This window comes from Amaricoccus solimangrovi, from assembly GCF_006385685.1.
GTDB lineage: Bacteria > Pseudomonadota > Alphaproteobacteria > Rhodobacterales > Rhodobacteraceae > Amaricoccus > Amaricoccus solimangrovi.
The window spans coordinates 135988-152879 of record NZ_VFRP01000006.1 but is presented as its reverse complement, the minus strand read 5'-3'; the positions used below and the strand labels follow the sequence as shown (position 1 = coordinate 152879).

Annotated in this window: 15 protein-coding genes; 1 reads left to right on the top strand and 14 read right to left on the bottom strand. The window is 68.9% G+C overall.

The features are described from left to right. Window positions 1–125 precede the first annotated feature (125 nt). The 6 genes from FJM51_RS08560 to FJM51_RS08535 form a co-directional block, all read right to left on the bottom strand. Complete coding sequence (locus FJM51_RS08560) at window positions 126–1166, bottom strand: heme-dependent oxidative N-demethylase family protein (RefSeq protein ID WP_140453707.1); 1041 nt, start codon at window positions 1164–1166, stop codon at window positions 126–128. 9 nt (window positions 1167–1175) lie between these two features. Next, window positions 1176–2123 carry a PDR/VanB family oxidoreductase gene (locus tag FJM51_RS08555; RefSeq protein WP_140453706.1) on the bottom strand — a complete coding sequence of 316 codons (948 nt, stop codon included), beginning with the start codon at window positions 2121–2123 and terminating at the stop codon, window positions 1176–1178. Beyond that, window positions 2120–2722, bottom strand: a complete 603-nt coding sequence (locus FJM51_RS08550) for a dimethylamine monooxygenase subunit DmmA family protein (protein ID WP_140453705.1) — start codon at window positions 2720–2722, stop codon at window positions 2120–2122. The genes FJM51_RS08555 and FJM51_RS08550 overlap by 4 nt, the downstream gene beginning before the upstream one ends. A gap of 28 nt (window positions 2723–2750) precedes the next feature. After that, on the bottom strand, window positions 2751–3884 hold the full coding sequence (locus FJM51_RS08545) for an aminomethyl transferase family protein (RefSeq protein WP_140453704.1): 1134 nt from the start codon (window positions 3882–3884) through the stop codon (window positions 2751–2753). Between the two features lie 59 nt (window positions 3885–3943). Then, on the bottom strand, window positions 3944–6313 hold the full coding sequence (locus FJM51_RS08540; protein ID WP_140453703.1) for a trimethylamine N-oxide demethylase: 2370 nt from the start codon (window positions 6311–6313) through the stop codon (window positions 3944–3946). 61 nt (window positions 6314–6374) lie between these two features. Continuing rightward, window positions 6375–7718 (bottom strand): trimethylamine monooxygenase, encoded by a 1344-nt coding sequence (locus FJM51_RS08535; RefSeq protein WP_140453702.1) that lies wholly within the window; start codon window positions 7716–7718, stop codon window positions 6375–6377. Between the two features lie 168 nt (window positions 7719–7886). Here FJM51_RS08535 and FJM51_RS08530 point away from each other — a divergent pair, with 168 nt between their 5' ends. Next, window positions 7887–9179 carry an ABC transporter substrate-binding protein gene (locus FJM51_RS08530; RefSeq protein WP_140453701.1) on the top strand — a complete coding sequence of 431 codons (1293 nt, stop codon included), beginning with the start codon at window positions 7887–7889 and terminating at the stop codon, window positions 9177–9179. An 18-nt stretch (window positions 9180–9197) separates the two neighbouring features. On the opposite strand, the gene FJM51_RS08525 is transcribed toward FJM51_RS08530, so the two are convergent. The 8 genes from FJM51_RS08525 to FJM51_RS08490 form a co-directional block, all read right to left on the bottom strand. Continuing rightward, a complete protein-coding gene (locus FJM51_RS08525) occupies window positions 9198–9923 on the bottom strand; it encodes a FadR/GntR family transcriptional regulator (RefSeq protein WP_233713052.1) in 726 nt (241 codons plus the stop codon). Window positions 9924–10015: 92 nt separating this feature from the next. Next, window positions 10016–10900 carry a formyltetrahydrofolate deformylase gene (purU, locus tag FJM51_RS08520; protein ID WP_140453700.1) on the bottom strand — a complete coding sequence of 295 codons (885 nt, stop codon included), beginning with the start codon at window positions 10898–10900 and terminating at the stop codon, window positions 10016–10018. Window positions 10901–10933: 33 nt separating this feature from the next. Then, window positions 10934–11824, bottom strand: a complete 891-nt coding sequence (gene folD / locus FJM51_RS08515; RefSeq protein WP_140453699.1) for a bifunctional methylenetetrahydrofolate dehydrogenase/methenyltetrahydrofolate cyclohydrolase FolD — start codon at window positions 11822–11824, stop codon at window positions 10934–10936. Window positions 11825–11846: 22 nt separating this feature from the next. Continuing rightward, window positions 11847–13154: a type III glutamate--ammonia ligase gene (gene glnT / locus FJM51_RS08510; RefSeq protein WP_140453698.1), complete on the bottom strand. Its 1308-nt coding sequence runs from the start codon at window positions 13152–13154 to the stop codon at window positions 11847–11849. Between the two features lie 71 nt (window positions 13155–13225). After that, the gene (locus FJM51_RS08505) at window positions 13226–14554 is read right to left on the bottom strand and encodes an FMN-binding glutamate synthase family protein (protein ID WP_140453697.1); all 1329 of its coding nucleotides are present in this window, start codon (window positions 14552–14554) and stop codon (window positions 13226–13228) included. Between the two features lie 7 nt (window positions 14555–14561). Next, window positions 14562–15245 (bottom strand): GltB/FmdC/FwdC-like GXGXG domain-containing protein, encoded by a 684-nt coding sequence (locus FJM51_RS08500; RefSeq protein WP_140453696.1) that lies wholly within the window; start codon window positions 15243–15245, stop codon window positions 14562–14564. Between the two features lies 1 nt (window position 15246). After that, a complete protein-coding gene (locus FJM51_RS08495) occupies window positions 15247–16146 on the bottom strand; it encodes a class II glutamine amidotransferase (protein WP_140453758.1) in 900 nt (299 codons plus the stop codon). Window positions 16147–16240: 94 nt separating this feature from the next. Next, window positions 16241–16879, bottom strand: a complete 639-nt coding sequence (locus FJM51_RS08490) for a helix-turn-helix domain-containing protein (RefSeq protein ID WP_210240230.1) — start codon at window positions 16877–16879, stop codon at window positions 16241–16243. Window positions 16880–16892: the final 13 nt, after the last annotated feature.

Here is a 16892-nt window from a genome sequence, read left to right as displayed (position 1 = left end):
GTTCTGTCCCTTCTCTCTGAGGATGGGCTGGTGGCGCGGGCACGGCCGGGCCCCTCGGCCGGAGCGATGCCCCGGCCGCTGACCCGCGATCGGCGAAGGCGCCGGCGGGCGCCTTCCGGGAATGGTCAGTCCGGATAGATCCCCGGCGAGGTCGGCGCGCCGTCGTCGAACCGGGCGAGGTAGTCGACGATCAGCGGCCGGTTGACGGCGAAGCCCTTGTATTCGGCCAGCTCGTCCGGCAGGTCGCGCAGCACCCGGTGCAGGCGGCGGCCCCATTTCGGCACGCTCACCAGATCCTCGAGCGCGATCAGGTAGCAGCGGATCGGGAAGGCGAGCGCGTTCGACCGCGGCAGCCGCCAGAAGCTCTGCAGCTCGACCCTGAGATACTGCTTCGCGCCCACGTTCTCCGGCGTGAGTTCGCGCTTCTCGGGGCCCCACTTGTGGTAGTTCTCGGGGCTGGTATCGAGGCGCGGGTTCACCGTCATCGTCCAGTTCAGCCGCCGCGACGGCGCGCCCTGCTGGACGTTCATCAGGAATTTCAGCGCGCGCTGGAAGATTCCCATCTCGTGCGCCTTCGGCACCGGCGCGTGCCATTCGAAGAAGTTCATGCCGATGTCGAAGTCGAGGCTCCAGTCGGCCTGGCTCGTCACCATGCCGGCGTCCATCCAGAGATTGCCCTCGCGCTGGTCGAGCACGGCGAAATCGCCCTGGGTCTGGCGGGTGATGTATTCCATCGGCCCATGCGGCAGCGTCCCGGCGTCGAGGAAGGTGAAGCGCTGCTCGATCCCGAGCGGGCGGTTGATCCAGTGCCACTGGTCGCCGTCGCGACGGAGTTCGAAGAGGTCGGGGTAATCCTCGGCCTTGCAGGTCATGATGAGCTCGAGCAGGTCCCAGCCCGCGAGCTCCATGTGCGGCAGCGACTGGCAGCGCAGCGGATCCTCGTCGAGCGTGATCGCCCGGTCGCGCATCTCGGCCACGTAATGCTCGTCGACGTCGAAGCGCCGCTCGAAGACGCTGCCCTCCGGCCCGCCCGCGTGCGGCTCCATGTTGACCGAATACATGTAGTCGTCGCGGTCGAAGGGGAACGGGAAGCGTCGGATCGCCTGGGGTGAATTGTAGAAGGTGTAGTCGTCGCGGAAGGTCTCTTCGTTGAAGCGGATGGTCATGGCAGTCCCCTATCGGTCGAGGATGAGCTCTTCGCCTGCGAAACGCGACACGCAGGGCATGATCTTGGTTCGCGAGGCGCGATCTCCGGCGTCCAGCCAGTGGTCGTGATGCTCGATCTCGCCCCGGCAGGAGAGGACGGCGGTCTCGCACTGGCCGCAGGCGCCGCCCCGGCAGAGCCAGGGCGCGTCGACGCCCGCCGCCTCGATCGCCTCCAGCAGGCTCTCGTGCGGGCCGACCTCGATCGTGATCCCCGATCGCGCGAGGCGGACGGTGAAGGGCCGGCCCGGCGGCGGCGCGAGGAAGGCCTCCGAATGCAGCGCCGCCCTCGGCCAGCGCAGCCGGGCGGCGGTCTCCTCGACCGCGGCGATCAGCCCCTCCGGCCCGCAGGTATAGACATGCGTGCCGAGCGGCTGGCCGGCGAGCAGGCCGCCGAGATCCATCCGCCCGCCCTCGTCCGAGATATGCACATGCACCCGCGGGCTCCTCGGCAGCAGCCGCAGCCCCGCCGCCTCGGCGCGCGAGCGCGCGGCGTAGCGCAGCTCGTAGGGCTGGCCGAGCCGGTCGAGCTGGCGGATCTGCGCGAGGAAGGGCGTGACGCCGATGCCGCCGGCGATCATCAGGTGCTTGCGCGCCCGCAGGTCGAGCGAGAACAGGTTGACGGGCGCGCCCACCCGGATCAGGTCGCCCGCGGCGACCCGGCCGTGCATGAAGCGCGACCCGCCCCGGCCCGCGTCCTCGCGCCGCACCGCGATCTCGTAGCCGGAACCGTCGTTCGGGTCCGAGATCAGCGAATAGGCGTTGCGCCGGAGCTGGTTGCCATCCGTCATCTCCACGACGACATGGGCGCCGCCGGAGAAGAGCGGCAGGCGCGCGCCCTCGGGATGCTCGAAGCGGAACCGGGTCACGAGCGGCGTCAGCGGCTCCTTCGCGGCCACGCGCAGCGTCAGCGCGGTCATGGGCGGATCTCCTGGCTCGCCGGCACGATCCCCGGCGTCTCGGCGTCGACGCAGACGCCCTGGAAGGCGCCGAGCCGGCGGGAATAGTGGTCGCGCACGAAGAGCGTCAGCCCGCAATGGGCGCAGACGAACGGGTCGGTGGCGACATCCTCGGTGATCCCCTTGCAATGGACGCATTGCATCCGCCGGGCGATCGAGCCGCGATGTTCGCTCTGGATCGCATCGAGCGGCAGGCCCGCCGAGACCGCCTCGGCGGCGACCCGTCCGATCAGCCCCTCGGTCCCGGCGAGATAGAGCTGGAAGCCCATCCGCGCCTCGGCGAGCGCGGCGCGGATCCGGGGCAGCGCGGCGGAAAGGCTCGGCGCCTCGTGACAGAGCCGGGCGCCGAGCGCCGACAGGCGCGCCCCGAAGGGCGCCCCCGCCGGCACGTAGACGATATGGGCCGCGTCGAGCACGGCGGGGTCGCGCTCCACGAGGTCGATCAGCGCCTCCGCGCCCTCGGCGTCCGCGACCATCAGGCTCGGCGCGGCACCCCGCGAGACCAGCCCGGGATAGACCGGGCGGCTGGTGATCGACGGCGAGAACTTCGTAGCTGGCATGTCGCCTCCTTGGCGCGCGACCCGGGCCTCAGCCCTTCGCCGTGCGGCGCAGCTTGTCGGGATCGTAGAAGGGCATCGGATGCGCGATGGCCTCGATGTCGCCGTCGGGGTTGCGGATCGTGAGCGGCGTGCCCTCGACCGCGCAATCGACCGGCATGCGGGCGATGCCGACGTTGTGGTCGTTGAGCGGCGAGTAGAAGCCGATCGTGACCACGCCGACCTCGCGGCCGTCCTTCAGGATCGGCGCGCCTTCGACCGCGGCCTCGGTGCCCCGGAGCTTCACGCCGTAGATCTTGAAGCGCTCCTTGCCCTTCAGCCGGTAATGCTCCTCCGCGCCCCGGAAGCCGGTCTTGCCGGGCGAGACGGTGAAGTCGAGCCCGAGTTCCCAGAGCGTGTCGCCATGCGGCTCGTCGGGGAAAGGATACTTCTCCGAATTGTCGTAGGGGAAGAAGAGCAGGTAGCTCTCGGCCCGCAGCAGGTCGAGCGTGGTGAAACGGGTCGGGATGATCCCCATCGCCGCGCCCTCGGAGACGATCGTGTCCCAGATCGTTTCCGCGTCCTGCCGCCGGCAGAAGATCTCGTAGCCGCGCTCGCCGGTATAGCCCGTGCGCGAGATCGTCACCGGCTTGCCGAAGAGCGTGGTGTGGATATGGCTGAAATAGACCACGTCGCGGATGCCCGGCACGTGCTTCTCGAGATAGTCGACGGCGAGCGGGCCCTGCAGCGAGATGTCGTGCAGGTCGTCGTCGAAGAGCACCGAGACGTTGCGCCCCATCGCGGCGCGGGTGATCTGCTCATGCCCCTGGCCCGAGCCGTGCACCACCATGAAGCTGTGCGGCCCCATCCGGTAGACCACGCAGTCGTCGACGAACTTGCCCGCGTCGTTCAGCATGCAGGCATAGGTCGAGCGGCCGGGCTTGATCTTCTCGACGTCGCGCGTCACCGCGCGGTCGATCACATGGCTCGCGTGCGGGCCGATGATGTGGATCTTCTTCAGCCCCGAGACGTCCATCACGCCGGCGCGGGTGCGGATCGCCAGATATTCCTCGAGCTGGTCCTTCTCGTAGCTCCAGGCGGTCCCCATGCCGCTCCAGTCCTCCAGCGCCGAGCCGAGCGCCCGGTGCCGCGCCGCCAGAGCGGAAAATCGCCACGATGCCGTCATGCTTCTCTTCCTTGTCCTCCGTCCGCCCCGGGGCGGACCCTGTTGAAACTCCGCGCCCCTCAGGACCGGGGGCGTTCCTTCTTCGGGTCGTAATGCGGGAAGGGGGTCACCTCGGCGGCGATCCGCTTGATATGTCCGTCGAGCCGGCCGACCTCGAGCGCCGTGCCGGGCTCGGCATGGGCGATGTCGACGCGGGCGAGCGCGATCATCCGGCCCGTGCGGGGCGAACGCATCGCCGAGCAGATCTCGCCGACCTGGGCCCGGCCGACGCGCAGGCAATCGCCGTGGCCGACCGGCTCCCGCCCCTCGATCTCGAGGCCGACGAAGCGGCGCGCGGGGTGGTCCTTGCGGCGCTGGAGCGCCGCGCGGCCGACGAAATCGGCGGCCTTGGACTTGAGCGGCACGGTGAAGCCCACCCCCGCCTCGAACGGGTCGGTCTGATCGGAGAAATCGTAGCCGGCGAAGACCAGCCCCGCCTCGATCCGGACGAGATCGAGTCCGGCGAGGCCCATCGGCCGGAGACCGAGCGGCTCGCCCGCCGTCCGGACGGCGGCGAAGACCTCGCGCCCGTGCCTCGGGTGGCAGAAGATCTCGTAGCCGAGTTCGCCGGTATAGCCGGTGCGCGAGACCACGACCGGGACGCCCCGAGGCCCGCCGATCCGGCCGACGGTGAAGCGGAACCAGCCGAGTTCCGCCACGGCGGGCTGATGCGGCGGGGTCCAGACGATCTCGCTCATCAGCGCGCGCGATTTCGGCCCCTGCACTGCGAGATTGTGCAGTTGATCGGTGGAGGAGCGGATCATCACGTTGAGCCCGAGCGCCGCCGCCTGCTCCCGCATCCAGACCCCGCCCTCGTCCGAGCCGCCGATCCAGCGGAAATTGCTCGGCCCGAGCCGGAACAGCGTGCCATCGTCGATCATGCCGCCATGCGGGTGGCACATCGCCGAATAGACCACCTGGCCGACGCCGAGCTTCTCGACGTCGCGGGTCAGCACCCAGTTCAGCAGCGCCTCGGAATCGGGCCCCGTGACCTCGAACTTGCGCAGCGCCGAGAGGTCCATCGCCACGACCCCCTCGCGGCAGGCCCAGTAGCTCTCGACGGGATCGGTGCCGGGGAAGGAATTCGGCAGCCAGAATCCGCGGTACTCGACGAAATCCCGGGTGAGTTCGGCGAAATCGGCGTGGAAGGCGCTTTCGCGCGTCATGAAGGGTTCCGCCTCGGGGGTGGGCCGCCAGGCGGTGGCGCGCTGGAAGGTCTCGGTCACGGCGTAGCTCCGGACATGGATGTCGGTGAGGGTCCAGCCGTTCGCGGGCGTCGTGTCGTCCGGGCAGGCGGAGGAGACGCAGACCACGTCGGTCAGCGCGCGAAGCAGCACGTAATCGCCCGGCCGCGACCAGGGCTCGTCGGTATACATGACGCCATGGGCGTCGATGCCGGTGTTGAAGAAGAAGTTCGCAGCCATCCAGCCCGGCCGAGGATCGACGCCGTAGGGCGCCAGCGCGGCGTTGAAATTGTCCGAGCAGTTGGCATGCCCGGGATAGCCGATGTCGTCGTAGTATTTCGCGGCGCAGGCCATCGCGAAGGCGTCGTGGCGGCCGCAGGTGTCCTGGATGACCTCGACCAGCGGCGCCATGTCCTGGTCGAAGTATTTCGCGTGCAGCCCCGGCATCGGATAGGCATGGCCGAGGATCGTGCGCGTCGCCGTCACGTCGAGCGGATGGATGAGGCCCCGGTCGAGCTTGCGCGCGTCGAAGCACTGGAAGTCGGTGCACTGCCGGCCGTCGACGTCGAGGATCTGGATGAACTCGCCCGCCCGGACGACATAGGCCTCGGCGGTGGCGGACCTCACGCGCAGGTCGAGGATCCGGTCGGCCAGCGGATCGGGCAGCGCGAAGCGTCCGGCCGCGCGCGGGGCCGCCCGGGTGATCCGGAGCGTGAGCGGCGTCGCCGTGTCCTGACGCTCCGCGTCCATCGCACCGCCCGGCGCGGCGAGGATCAGGAGGCCCGGGCCGGCGGCCACCGCCTCGACGCGCTCGCCCGCTGGGCTCGCCGCGCCGAAGAGGCCGACGGCGCGGGCGCCGCCGAGATCGATCCCGCGCCGCGCGAGCCCGGCGCGGAGCCGCGCGAGGCTCGGCTCGCCGCTCGCGAGCAGCGCGCGCAGCCCGTCGGCGGGCGTGTCGGCCGCGAGGCCGAGAAGGCCGGGATCGAGCCGCCCGTCGGGATGGGCCGCGAGCAGTTCGCCCCGCTGGCCGCCCTCGTCGTTCGTGATCTCGATCCGGTCGCCGGACCGGATCTCGACCAGCGCGGCGCCCGCGCCCGGAACGACGGTGCGCTCGAGGCCCGCGGCGACGCCGAAGCCTTCGGGACGGCGCGCCCGGCTGGGGCGCGGCGGCCCCGGGCGGAACAGGATTTCGGGAGAGAGAGACATCGGGCTCGGACTCCGGATCGCCAGGAGGAGACCGCCCGGCCCCGCGGCCGGGCGGAACGGCTCAGTTCTGGAGATAGGCCGCCATGGAATCGTCGAGCGCGAGCTTCCAGGGCGTGTGATGCGCCGGCGCCATCGTCCCGGTGATGACCGAGCGATAGGAGTGGTTCCGGAACCCCATGATGTCCTCGGCCTTGTGCGCCTTCCATTCATAGAAAGCCTCGCAGGCGCCATCGACGTCGAAGCTCGGGTAATCCGTCTCCGCGATCAGTTCCTTGACGTAGTCGCCTTGGTACTTGATCGCGTATTTCTGCGTCTCGCCCGCGTCCTCGCGCTCCTCGCGCTCGCGCACATCGGCCATCAGCGCCTGCTTGTCGGCGGGAACCTCGATACGGTCCATGATGATGTCGCGCACATACCAGGCCTGGGCGTCGAACATGTTGAAGGTGAACCACTGGTCCTGCATGCCGAGGTAGAAGAGCTTCGGATTGTGGACCCAGACCACGCCCTTGTAGAGGTCGGCGGCGGCGAGGCGGTTCGCGGTCTTCAGGCGCAGGTCGTCCGGCAGGAACGGGAAATAGTGCTTGTAGCCGGTGCAGAGGATGATCGCGTCGACGTCCTTCTCCGTCCCGTCCGAGAAGATCGCCGTCTTGCCCGCGAGCTTCTCGAGCGCCGGCTTCTCCTCCCAGTTGTCGGGCCAGTTGAAGCCCATCGGCGCCGAGCGGTAGCAGGAGGTCACGCTCTTCGCGCCGTATTTCCAGCACTGCGAGCCGATGTCCTCGGCGGAATAGGAGGAGCCCATGACGAGCACGTCCTTGCCGGCGAATTCGCGCGCGTCGCGGAAGTCATGGGCGTGGATGATCCGGCCGTTGAAGGTCGAGAAGCCCTCGTATTCGGGAACGTTCGGCGTCGAGAAGTGACCGGAGGCGACGATGACGTGGTCGAACCGCTCCTTGTAGACGTGGTCGGCGGCGAGATCGTGGACGGTGACGGTGAAATCGCCCGTCTCCATCTCGTATTCGACGTTGCGCACCACCGTCGAGAAGCGGATCCAGTCGCGCACGCCGGCCCGCTCCACGCGGCCCTCGATATAGTCGAACATCACGGCGCGCGGCGGATAGGACGCGATCTGCTTGCCGAAGTGCTCCTCGAAGGAATAGTCGGCGAATTCGAGACCTTCCTTCGGACCATTCGTCCAGAGGTAGCGATACATCGAGCAGTGCACCGGCTCGCCATTTTCATCGAGACCGGTACGCCAGGTGTAGTTCCAGAGCCCGCCCCAGTTCGACTGCTTTTCGAAGCAGACGACCTCCGGGATTTCCGCGCCCTTCTGCGCGGCGGACTGGAAGGCACGAAGCTGCGCCAGCCCCGAAGGCCCCGCGCCGATGACTGCCACTCGCTTCTTCACTGGTTGCACCCTCCCGTGGGTTTGAGCCGGTTGCCCTTACTGGTTCTTTCGGCATGAACCAATTCAGCGCCACTTGGAAACGCGAATCAACATTTTTTTCCCAGAGGAATATCGATTGGCGAAAATTTCCGCGTTTCCGCGGACCTCCGGCGCGTTATGCATCAAGGCATGAACACCTATTCCTTCGCTCAGCGCCTCGCCGTGACCGGCGCGCTGCCCCGAATCGGGGGGCGTCTCCGGCCACCGGTCCGGATCGGATTCCTCGCTCCGCTGTCGGGTCCCGAGGGGAGCTGGGGCGCCCCCGGCCTCGCCGGCTGCCGGATCTGGGCCGACTGGCTGAACGAGCGGGGCGGGATCCTCGTCGGCGGCGAGCGGCGGCGGATCGAGTTCGTCGTGCATGACAGCGCCGGGGGCGCCCGCGCGACGCTGCGCGCCGCCCGCGATCTCGTCGAGCGGCGCGCGCGCATCATCCTCGCGCTCGGCGGCGACAGCCTCGCGCCGGCCCTGCCCTACCTGATGGGCCACCGCGCGCTCGTCTCGACGCTGCTCCCCTCCGACCTCTCGCCCGATACGCCCTATCTCATCGCCCCGGCCGAGGTGCATCCGCTCTACAACGTCACCGGCGTGGAATGGCTCGCGCGCGAGGAGCCCGCCGCGCGGCGGATCGCGCTCTGCAGCCAGACCGACCGGCTCGGGCTGCCCTCGCTCGCCACCTATCGCGCGGCCCTGGAGGCGGCGGAGCGCGTGATCACGCGCGAGATCCGCTACGATCCCGCCCGGCCGGAGCCGGGAACCATCGTCGAGGCGATGCTCGCCGACGATCCCGACGTGCTCTGCTTCTGTTCCTCCGCCCCGCCGGTGATGGAGGCGCTGACCGAGGCCGCGTATGCGCGGGGCTTCGGCGGCACGATCCTGGCCTGCACGGCCGACAACTACCCCCGGATGATCGCGCGGACCTCGCCCGGCTTCATGGAACGCTACATCTTCCAGTTCCCCGATTTCGACGATCCGGCGCTCGCCGACACCGCCTTCTTCTTCCGCCAGCCGCGCGCCTTCTTCGAGGCCTACAACGCCCGCTTCCCCGGAGAATGGACCGCCGTCAGCTGGGAATACGCCTCCATCCTCGACCTCTGGCACAACGCGGTCGAGATCGCGGACACGACCGAGCCGGTCTCGGTCCTCGCCGCGATGAAGCGCGGCCGCGAGATGCGCCACGTCTTCGGCACGGCGCGCTGGTGGGGGGCGGAGATCTTCGGCATCGAGAACGCGCTCGTCGGCGACTGGCCTGTGGTGAAGATCCGCGAGGGCAAGGCCCGGATCGTCGGTTTCGGCTCGGTCCTCGGCTGGCTGGAGCGCCACGGCCCGCTGCTCGAGCGCCATCTCGAGGAACTGGGCCAGAGCTGGCGCCAGCGGGTCACCGCGCGCTCGCTCGCGCGCGGCCGCGAGGCGGGACCGCGCTGAGCGGAGGCGCCCGCGCGCTCAGTCCGCCTGGGTCAGCAGCTTCTGATCCTCGATCAGCGCGAGCTTCATGAACTCGGTCGCCTCCTCGATGTCGCGGGCGGCGATCGCGTTGAAGAGCGCGTTGTAGGCGCGCTGGTAGGCGGCGATCCGGCTCGGCGTCAGGTGGCGGCGGTACATCGGCGCGCGGAAGGACTGGCGGCGCGCGTCGATCACGAGGTTGTAGCAGGCGATCAGCAGCGGATTGCCGGTGCCGAGCGCGATCTGGCGGTGAAACTCCTCCTCCAGGCGCGTGAAGGCGCCGGCGTCGGCCTGCACCGCCTCCATCCGCGACAGCACGGCACCGAGCGCCTCGATCTGGCGGGGGGGCATCGAGATGATCGCGAGCCGCACCATCTCGGGCTCGAGGATGCCGCGTACCACCTGGAGTTGCAGCGGCCCGGTCTCGTTGGCGACCGGGGCGGCGGATTCGCTCAAACCGTGCGGGTCGTAGGTGACGAAGGAGCCCGAGCCCGCGCGGCGACGGATCAGCCCCTTGAACTCGAGCTGGTCGAGCGCCTCGCGCACCGTGTTGCGCGCGACGCCGAGTTCCTGGGCGAGCTGCCGCTCGGAGGGCAGGCGCTCGTCGCTTCCGTATTCCTGCGAGACGATGCGCGTCGTCAGAGTCTCGACGAGCGCGCGCACCGTCGCGCCAAGGACGGGCTCGGCCTGGCTTGGCGCGGTGGCGCGCCCCAAAATCGCGGGCAAGTTCGGATCCTCTTTCCGGCGCGCGTAAACCGGCGCCGGGTCGAGAATAGACCGCGGGCGCGGGCGAAATCCAGCCCGCGCGGCGCGACCGATCAGCCCATCCGTTCGGAGGCGAAGGAGCCGGGGGATGCCGGGAAGACCACGGTCTTGTTGCCGTTCAGGAAGGAGCGGCGGTGGATATGGGCGTGAATGGCACGGGCGAGCACCTGGCTTTCCACGTCCCGGCCGAGGCTCACGTAGTCGTCGGGCGACTGCGCGTGGGTGACGCGGATGATGTCCTGCTCGATGATCGGCCCCTCGTCGAGGTCGGCGGTGACGTAGTGCGAGGTCGCGCCGATGAGCTTCACGCCACGCTCGAACGCCTGCTTGTAGGGGTTCGCGCCCTTGAAGCTCGGCAGGAAGGAGTGGTGGATGTTGATGATCCGGCCCGACATCTCGCTGCACATCGCGTCCGAGAGCACCTGCATGTAGCGCGCGAGCACGATGAGTTCGGCGCCGGTCTCGCGCACGATCGCCATCTGGCGCGCCTCGGCCTCCGGTTTGTTCTCCTTCGTCACCTTGATGTAGTGGAAGGGGATGTCATGGTTCACGACGACCTTCTGGTAGTCGAGGTGGTTCGAGATGACCGCGACGATGTCGATCGGCAGCGCGCCGATCCGCCAGCGGTAGAGCAGGTCGTTCAGGCAGTGGCCGAAGCGCGAAACCATGATGATGACCTTCATCCGGTCGCTCTCGTCATGGATCGCCCAGGTCATCCCGAAGGGCTCCGCCACCGCGTCGAACCCCTCGCGCAGCGAGGCGAGATCGGCCTTCTCCTCGGAGACGAAGCTCACGCGCATGAAGAACCGGCCGGTCTCCATGTCGTCGAACTGCGAGGAGTCGGTGATGTTGCAGCCGTTCTCGGCGAGAAAGCCGGCAATGGCGGCGACGATGCCGCGCCGCGTGACGCAGGCGACCGTCAGGGTATATTTCGACATCGGTTTTCCCTCGTTCGGAAGGTCTCTGATCCGTCAGGCGGCGAGCCGGGCGGGTTCCGGCAGGCCGTGCGCGCGGCAGGCGGCGGTCAGCGTGTTGGCGAGCAGGCAGGCGATGGTCATCGGCCCGACACCGCCGGGAACCGGCGTGATCGCGCCGGCGACCGCCTCGGCGGCGGCGTAGTCGACGTCTCCGACGAGACGGGTCCGTCCGTCCCGCTCGACGCGGTTGATGCCGACGTCGATCACCGTCGCGCCCGGCTTCACCCAGTCGCCCCGGATCATCTCCGGACGGCCGACGGCGGCGACGAGGATGTCGGCGCGGCGGCAGACCTCCGGCAGGTCGCGGGTCCGGCTGTGCGCCAGCGTCACGGTGCAGTTCTCGGCGAGCAGCAGCTGGGCCATCGGCTTGCCGACGATGTTCGAGCGGCCGACGACGACCGCGTTCAGGCCCGAGAGCTCGCCGAGATGGTCGCGCAGCATCAGGAGGCAGCCGAGCGGGGTGCAGGGCACCATCGCCTTCTGCCCGGTCGCGAGCAGGCCCACGTTCGAGATCGTGAACCCGTCCACGTCCTTCGCGGGGTCGATCGCGTTGATCACCGCGTCGGCCTCGATATGGGCGGGCAGCGGCAGCTGCACCAGGATGCCGTGCACGGCCGGATCGGCGTTGAGCCGCGCGATCAGCGCGAGCAGATCGGCCTCGGTCGTGTCGTCGGCCAGCCTGTGCTCGAAGGAGGCCATGCCGGCCTCCCGCGTCTGCGCGCCCTTGTTGCGGACATAGACCTGGGAGGCGGGATCCTCGCCCACCAGCACCACCGCGAGGCCCGGCGTGATCCCCGCCCCGGCGCGAAGCCGGGCCACGCCCTCGGCCACTTCGCCGCGCACCCGCGCGGCGAAGGCCTTCCCGTCGATGATCGCGGCGCTCATGCGCGGATCCTCCCCTTCGCGGTCATATGTCGAGCGTCGTGTCATGCTCCCAAGCGGTGAACTGGGCGCAGTAGTTGTTCCATTCCCGATGCTTCATCTTCAGGAAGGCGGCGGAGAATTCGGAACCCATGGTCTCCATGAATTCCGGATCCGCCTCGTAGGCGCGGAGCGCGTCGAGCAGGTTCAGCGGCAGCTTCGGCGCGTCGGTGATCGTGTGGCCGTCCTCGTACATGTTGATGTCCGAATGCGGCCCCGGATCGGCCTTGGACCGGATGCCCGAGAGGCCCGCCGCGATGATCACCGCCTGCAGCAGATAGGGGTTCACCGCGCCGTCGGGCAGGCGCAGCTCGAACCGGCCGGGGCCCGGGACGCGCACCATGTGGGTGCGGTTGTTGCCGGTCCAGGTGACCGAGTTCGGCGCCCAGGTCGCGCCCGAGACGGTGCGCGGCGCGTTGATGCGCTTGTAGGAATTGACCGTCGGGTTGGTGATCGCGGCGAGCGCGGAGGCATGCTTCATGATGCCGCCGAGGAAGGTCCGGCCCTGGTCGGAGAGGCCGAAGTCCTTGCTCTTGTCCGCGAAGGCGTTGGTCTTGCCGTCCGTCGACCAGACCGAGATATGCGCGTGGCAGCCGTTGCCGGTCAGGCCCTTGAAGGGCTTCGGCATGAAGGTCGCGCGGAGCCCGTGCTTCTCGGCGATCGACTTCACGAGGAACTTGAAGAAGGAATGCTTGTCCGCGGTCGCGAGCGCGTCGTCGTATTCCCAGTTCATCTCGAACTGGCCGTTCGCGTCCTCGTGGTCGTTCTGGTAGGGCTTCCAGCCGAGCTCGAGCATCGCGTCGCAGATCTCGGCGATGACGTCGTAGCGGCGCATCACCGCCTGCTGGTCGTAGCAGGGCTTCTCGGCGGTGTCGGCGGCGTCGGAGATCGCCTGGCCGTCCGGGGTGATCAGGAAGAATTCGGGCTCGACGCCGGTCTTGACGCGGAGACCGGCCTCGGCCGCCTCCTTGATCAGCCGCTTCAGCACCACGCGCGGCGCCTGGGCGATCGGCGCGTCCTCCATCACGCAGTCGGCGGCGACCCAGGCCACGTCCTTCTTCCAGGGCAGCTGGATGACCGAGGAGGCATCGGGGATGGCGAAGACATCCGGATGGGCGGGGGTGAGGTCGAGCCAGGTCGCGAAGCCGGCGAAACCCGCCCCATCCTCCTGCATCTCCGCGATCGCCTGGGCCGGCACGAGCTTCGCCCGCTGGCCGCCGAAGAGATCGGTATAGGAGATCATGAAATACTTGACGCCGCGTTCGGCGGCGAAAGCGGCGAGATCGGTGGTCACGAAGCTTCCCCGTTTGCTGAGTTCTTCATTGAAAAGGCCCGGCGCCGCTTGCGCGGCGACCGGGCCAGGGATCAGAAGCCGGCCTTGCCCGGGTACCAGTCGGTCCCCGCGAGCGGCACCTTGGCCATCGCCGCGGCCTCCATGGTCAGCGCGCAGAGGTCCTCGGGCTCGAGGTTCGCGAGGCGGTTGTGGCCGCAGGCGCGCGCGATGGTCTGCGCCTCCAGCGTCATCACCTTGAGGTAGTTCGCGAGGCGCCGCCCCGCCGCGACCGGATCGACCCGCGCGGCCAGCACCGGATCCTGCGTGGTGATGCCGGCCGGGTCCCTGCCCTCGTGCCAGTCGTCATAGGCGCCGGCGGTGGTGCCGAGCTTCTGGTATTCGGCCTCGAGATGGGGATCGTTGTCGCCGAGCGCGACCAGCGCCGCCGTGCCGATCGCCACCGCGTCCGCGCCGAGCGCCAGCGCCTTCGCGACGTCGGCGCCGGAACGAATGCCGCCCGAGACGATGAGCTGCACCTCGCGGTGCATGCCGAGATCCTGCAGCGCCTGGACCGCGGGCCGGACGCAGGCGAGCGTCGGCATGCCGACGTTCTCGATGAAGACGTCCTGCGTCGCCGCCGTGCCGCCCTGCATCCCGTCGAGCACGACGCAGTCGGCGCCGGCCTTCACCGCGAGGGCGGTGTCGTAGTAGGGCCGCGCGCCGCCGACCTTGATGTAGATCGGCTTCTCCCAGTTGGTGATCTCGCGCAGTTCCAGGATCTTGATCTCGAGGTCGTCCGGGCCGGTCCAGTCGGGGTGACGGCAGGCCGAGCGCTGGTCGATCCCCTTCGGCAGCGTGCGCATCTCGGCCACGCGGTCGGAGATCTTCTGGCCGAGCAGCATGCCGCCGCCGCCGGGCTTCGCGCCCTGACCCACCACGACCTCGATCGCATCGGCGCGGCGCAGGTCGGTCGGGTTCATGCCGTAGCGCGAGGGCAGGTACTGGTAGACGAGCTTCTCCGAATGCCCGCGCTCCTCGTTCGTCATGCCGCCGTCGCCGGTGGTGGTCGAGGTGCCGGCGATCGTGGCACCGCGGCCGAGCGCCTCCTTGGCCGGGCCCGAGAGCGCGCCGAAGCTCATGCCCGCGATGGTGATCGGGATCTTGAGCTCGATCGGCTTCTTCGCGAAGCGGGTGCCAAGCGTCACCGAGGTGTCGCAGCGCTCGCGGTAGCCCTCGAGCGGATAGCGCGAGATCGAGGCGCCGAGGAAGAGCAGGTCGTCGAAATGCGGAACCTTGCGCTTCGCGCCGGCGCCCCGGATGTCGTAGATGCCCGTGGCGGCCGCGCGGCGGATCTCGGCCAGCGTGTAATCGTCGAAGGTCGCCGACTTGCGGGGCGGGGTATGCGGGTTGTGGTAGCTCATCTCGCCCTCAATACGCGTCGGCGTTGTCGATGTTGAAGTTGTAGAGCGTGCGGGCCGAGCCGTAACGCTTGAACTCCTCGGGCTTCGCGTCGGCGCCGGCCTTCTCGAGCAGTCCGGCCAGCACCTCGATATGCTCGGGGCGCATCTCCTTCTCGACGCAGTCGGCGCCGAGGCTCTTCACCTCGCCCCGGACGAAGAGCTTCGCCTCGTAGAGCGAGTCGCCGAGCGCCTCGCCGGCGTCGCCGAGCACGACGAGGTGCCCGGACTGCGCCATGAACGCCGACATGTGGCCGATGTTGCCATGCACGACGATGTCGATCCCCTTCATCGAGATCCCGCAGCGCGAGGCGGCGTTGCCCTTGATGACGAGGAGGCCGCCGCGGCCGGTGGCGCCCGCGTACTGGCTGGCGTCGCCCTCGATGGTGACGGTGCCCGTCATCATGTTCTCGGCGACGCCGGGCCCGGCCGAGCCGTGCACCGTGACGGCGCCGCCGTCGTTCATGCCGGCGCAGTAGTAGCCGACCGAGCCGCGCACGTCGACGCTGAGCGGCTGGTCGATCCCGACCGCGAGCGCGTGGGAGCCGCGCGGGTTCAGCACCTCGAAGGCGGTGTCATTGTCGCCGTTGCCGACGGAATGGAGCGCGGCGTTGAACTCGCGCAGCGGGGTCTTGGCAAGATCGAAGACGGGCATCTCAGGCGGCCTTCCCGTGGTCCCAGAAATAGACGGTGGCGGGCTCCGGCTCCCAGACGCGGGCGGTCTCGATCCCGGGCAGGTTCACGAGCGCGCGGTATTCGGAGCCGAAGGCGATGTACTGGTCGGTCTCGGCCATCACGGCCGGCTTGCAGGCGATCGGGTCGCGGACGACGCCGAAACCGTCCTTCGTGCCGACGACGAAGGTGAAGAACCCGTCGAGATCGTCGAGCGCGGAGGTGAGCGCCTGGCCGAGATCCTTGCCGCCCGCCATCTCGGAGGTGAGATAGGCGGCGGCGACCTCGCTGTCGTTCTGCGTCTCGAACTTCATTCCCTGCTTCACGAGGACGCGGCGCAGGTTGTTGTGGTTCGAGAGCGAGCCGTTGTGCACCAGGCACTGGTCGGCCCCGGTCGAGAACGGATGCGCGCCGAGCGTTGTGACGGCCGATTCCGTCGCCATCCGCGTGTGGCCGATCCCGTGGGTGCCGCCCATGGCGCGGATGTCGAAGCGGGCGACCACGTCCTTCGGCAGACCCACTTCCTTGTAGATCTCGACGCTCTCGCCCGCGCCCATCACGCGGAGCCCCTTGCGGGCGAGGAAGGCGCGGGTGTCCGCGACCGCGTCCTCGGCGATCTCGATCACCGCGTGGGTGCTCTTGAGCGTAACGTCGGCGGCGACGCCCGCGAGTTCGAGCTCGGCGACGAGGCCCTTGAATTCATTCTCAGGATCAGCCGACTGCGCGGTGATCTTCACCTTTCCCGGCGCGCCCGCGCCGTAGATCGCGATGCCCGCGCTGTCCGGGCCCCGGTCGGTCATGGTGATGAGCATGTCCGACAGAAGCTCCCCCAGGCGGGGCTCCAGCGCCTTATCCTTCAGGAACAATCCGACGATGCCGCACATGGGCCAGTCTCCGATCTGCTTCACGAAACCGTCTTACCGCGGACGGGCCGGGTGCGTCAATCTTAAAGAATAAAATATTCTTGTTGAGAATAGCCTACCCTTCGGCCTGGCGGGGGTAGCTGATGATGGAGAGGTAGCGCGCGGGCAGGCTGATGAGCTGCTCGGGGCCGTGCGGGGCGTCGGCGTCGAAGAAGAGGCTGTCGCCCGGCTGCAGGGTGAAGAGCTGGTCGGCGTGGCGGTACACGACTTCGCCCTCGATCATGTAGAGGAACTCCAGCCCCTCGTGCTGGAAGGTCGGAAAGACGTCCGACGCCTTGGTGAGGGTGATGAGATAGGGCTCGACGCGCACGCCGCCCGAACCGCCGTCGATATGGCCGAGGAGGTTGTACTGATGGCCGGCGCGCGTGCCGCGGCGCTCCAGTTCCACGCCGCCGCCGGCCTTCACGAAGACCGCGCTCCGCCGCTCCTCGAAGCGGCGGAAGAAGGTCGTGAGCGGCACACCGAGCGCGCGGGCGAGCGATTGCAGCGTGGAGAGGGAGGGCGAGATGTTGCCGTTCTCGATCTTCGACAGCATGCCGACGGAAATGCCCGTCGAACCGGCGATGTCGGTCACGGTCAGGCCGAGATGCTTGCGCAGCAGCCGCACCTCGTGGCCGATCGCCTGTTCGAGATTGTTTTCCTTCGGCTCCCGCACCGCGTGCGGGTTCTGCGCCTCGACCTTCGTCTCGCCCATCGTGCCTGACCCC

Coding starts and splice junctions, on each gene's coding strand:
- FJM51_RS08490 (WP_210240230.1), bottom strand. CDS start 16,879: ATGGGCGAGACGAAGGTCGAGGCGCAGAACCCGCACGCGGTGCGGGAG.
- FJM51_RS08550 (WP_140453705.1), bottom strand. CDS start 2,722: ATGCCAGCTACGAAGTTCTCGCCGTCGATCACCAGCCGCCCGGTCTAT.
- FJM51_RS08500 (WP_140453696.1), bottom strand. CDS start 15,245: ATGCCCGTCTTCGATCTTGCCAAGACCCCGCTGCGCGAGTTCAACGCC.
- purU (WP_140453700.1), bottom strand. CDS start 10,900: ATGTCGAAATATACCCTGACGGTCGCCTGCGTCACGCGGCGCGGCATC.
- FJM51_RS08495 (WP_140453758.1), bottom strand. CDS start 16,146: ATGTGCGGCATCGTCGGATTGTTCCTGAAGGATAAGGCGCTGGAGCCC.
- folD (WP_140453699.1), bottom strand. CDS start 11,824: ATGAGCGCCGCGATCATCGACGGGAAGGCCTTCGCCGCGCGGGTGCGC.
- FJM51_RS08560 (WP_140453707.1), bottom strand. CDS start 1,166: ATGACCATCCGCTTCAACGAAGAGACCTTCCGCGACGACTACACCTTC.
- FJM51_RS08505 (WP_140453697.1), bottom strand. CDS start 14,554: ATGAGCTACCACAACCCGCATACCCCGCCCCGCAAGTCGGCGACCTTC.
- FJM51_RS08545 (WP_140453704.1), bottom strand. CDS start 3,884: ATGACGGCATCGTGGCGATTTTCCGCTCTGGCGGCGCGGCACCGGGCG.
- FJM51_RS08555 (WP_140453706.1), bottom strand. CDS start 2,123: ATGACCGCGCTGACGCTGCGCGTGGCCGCGAAGGAGCCGCTGACGCCG.
- FJM51_RS08530 (WP_140453701.1), top strand. CDS start 7,887: ATGAACACCTATTCCTTCGCTCAGCGCCTCGCCGTGACCGGCGCGCTG.
- FJM51_RS08540 (WP_140453703.1), bottom strand. CDS start 6,313: ATGTCTCTCTCTCCCGAAATCCTGTTCCGCCCGGGGCCGCCGCGCCCC.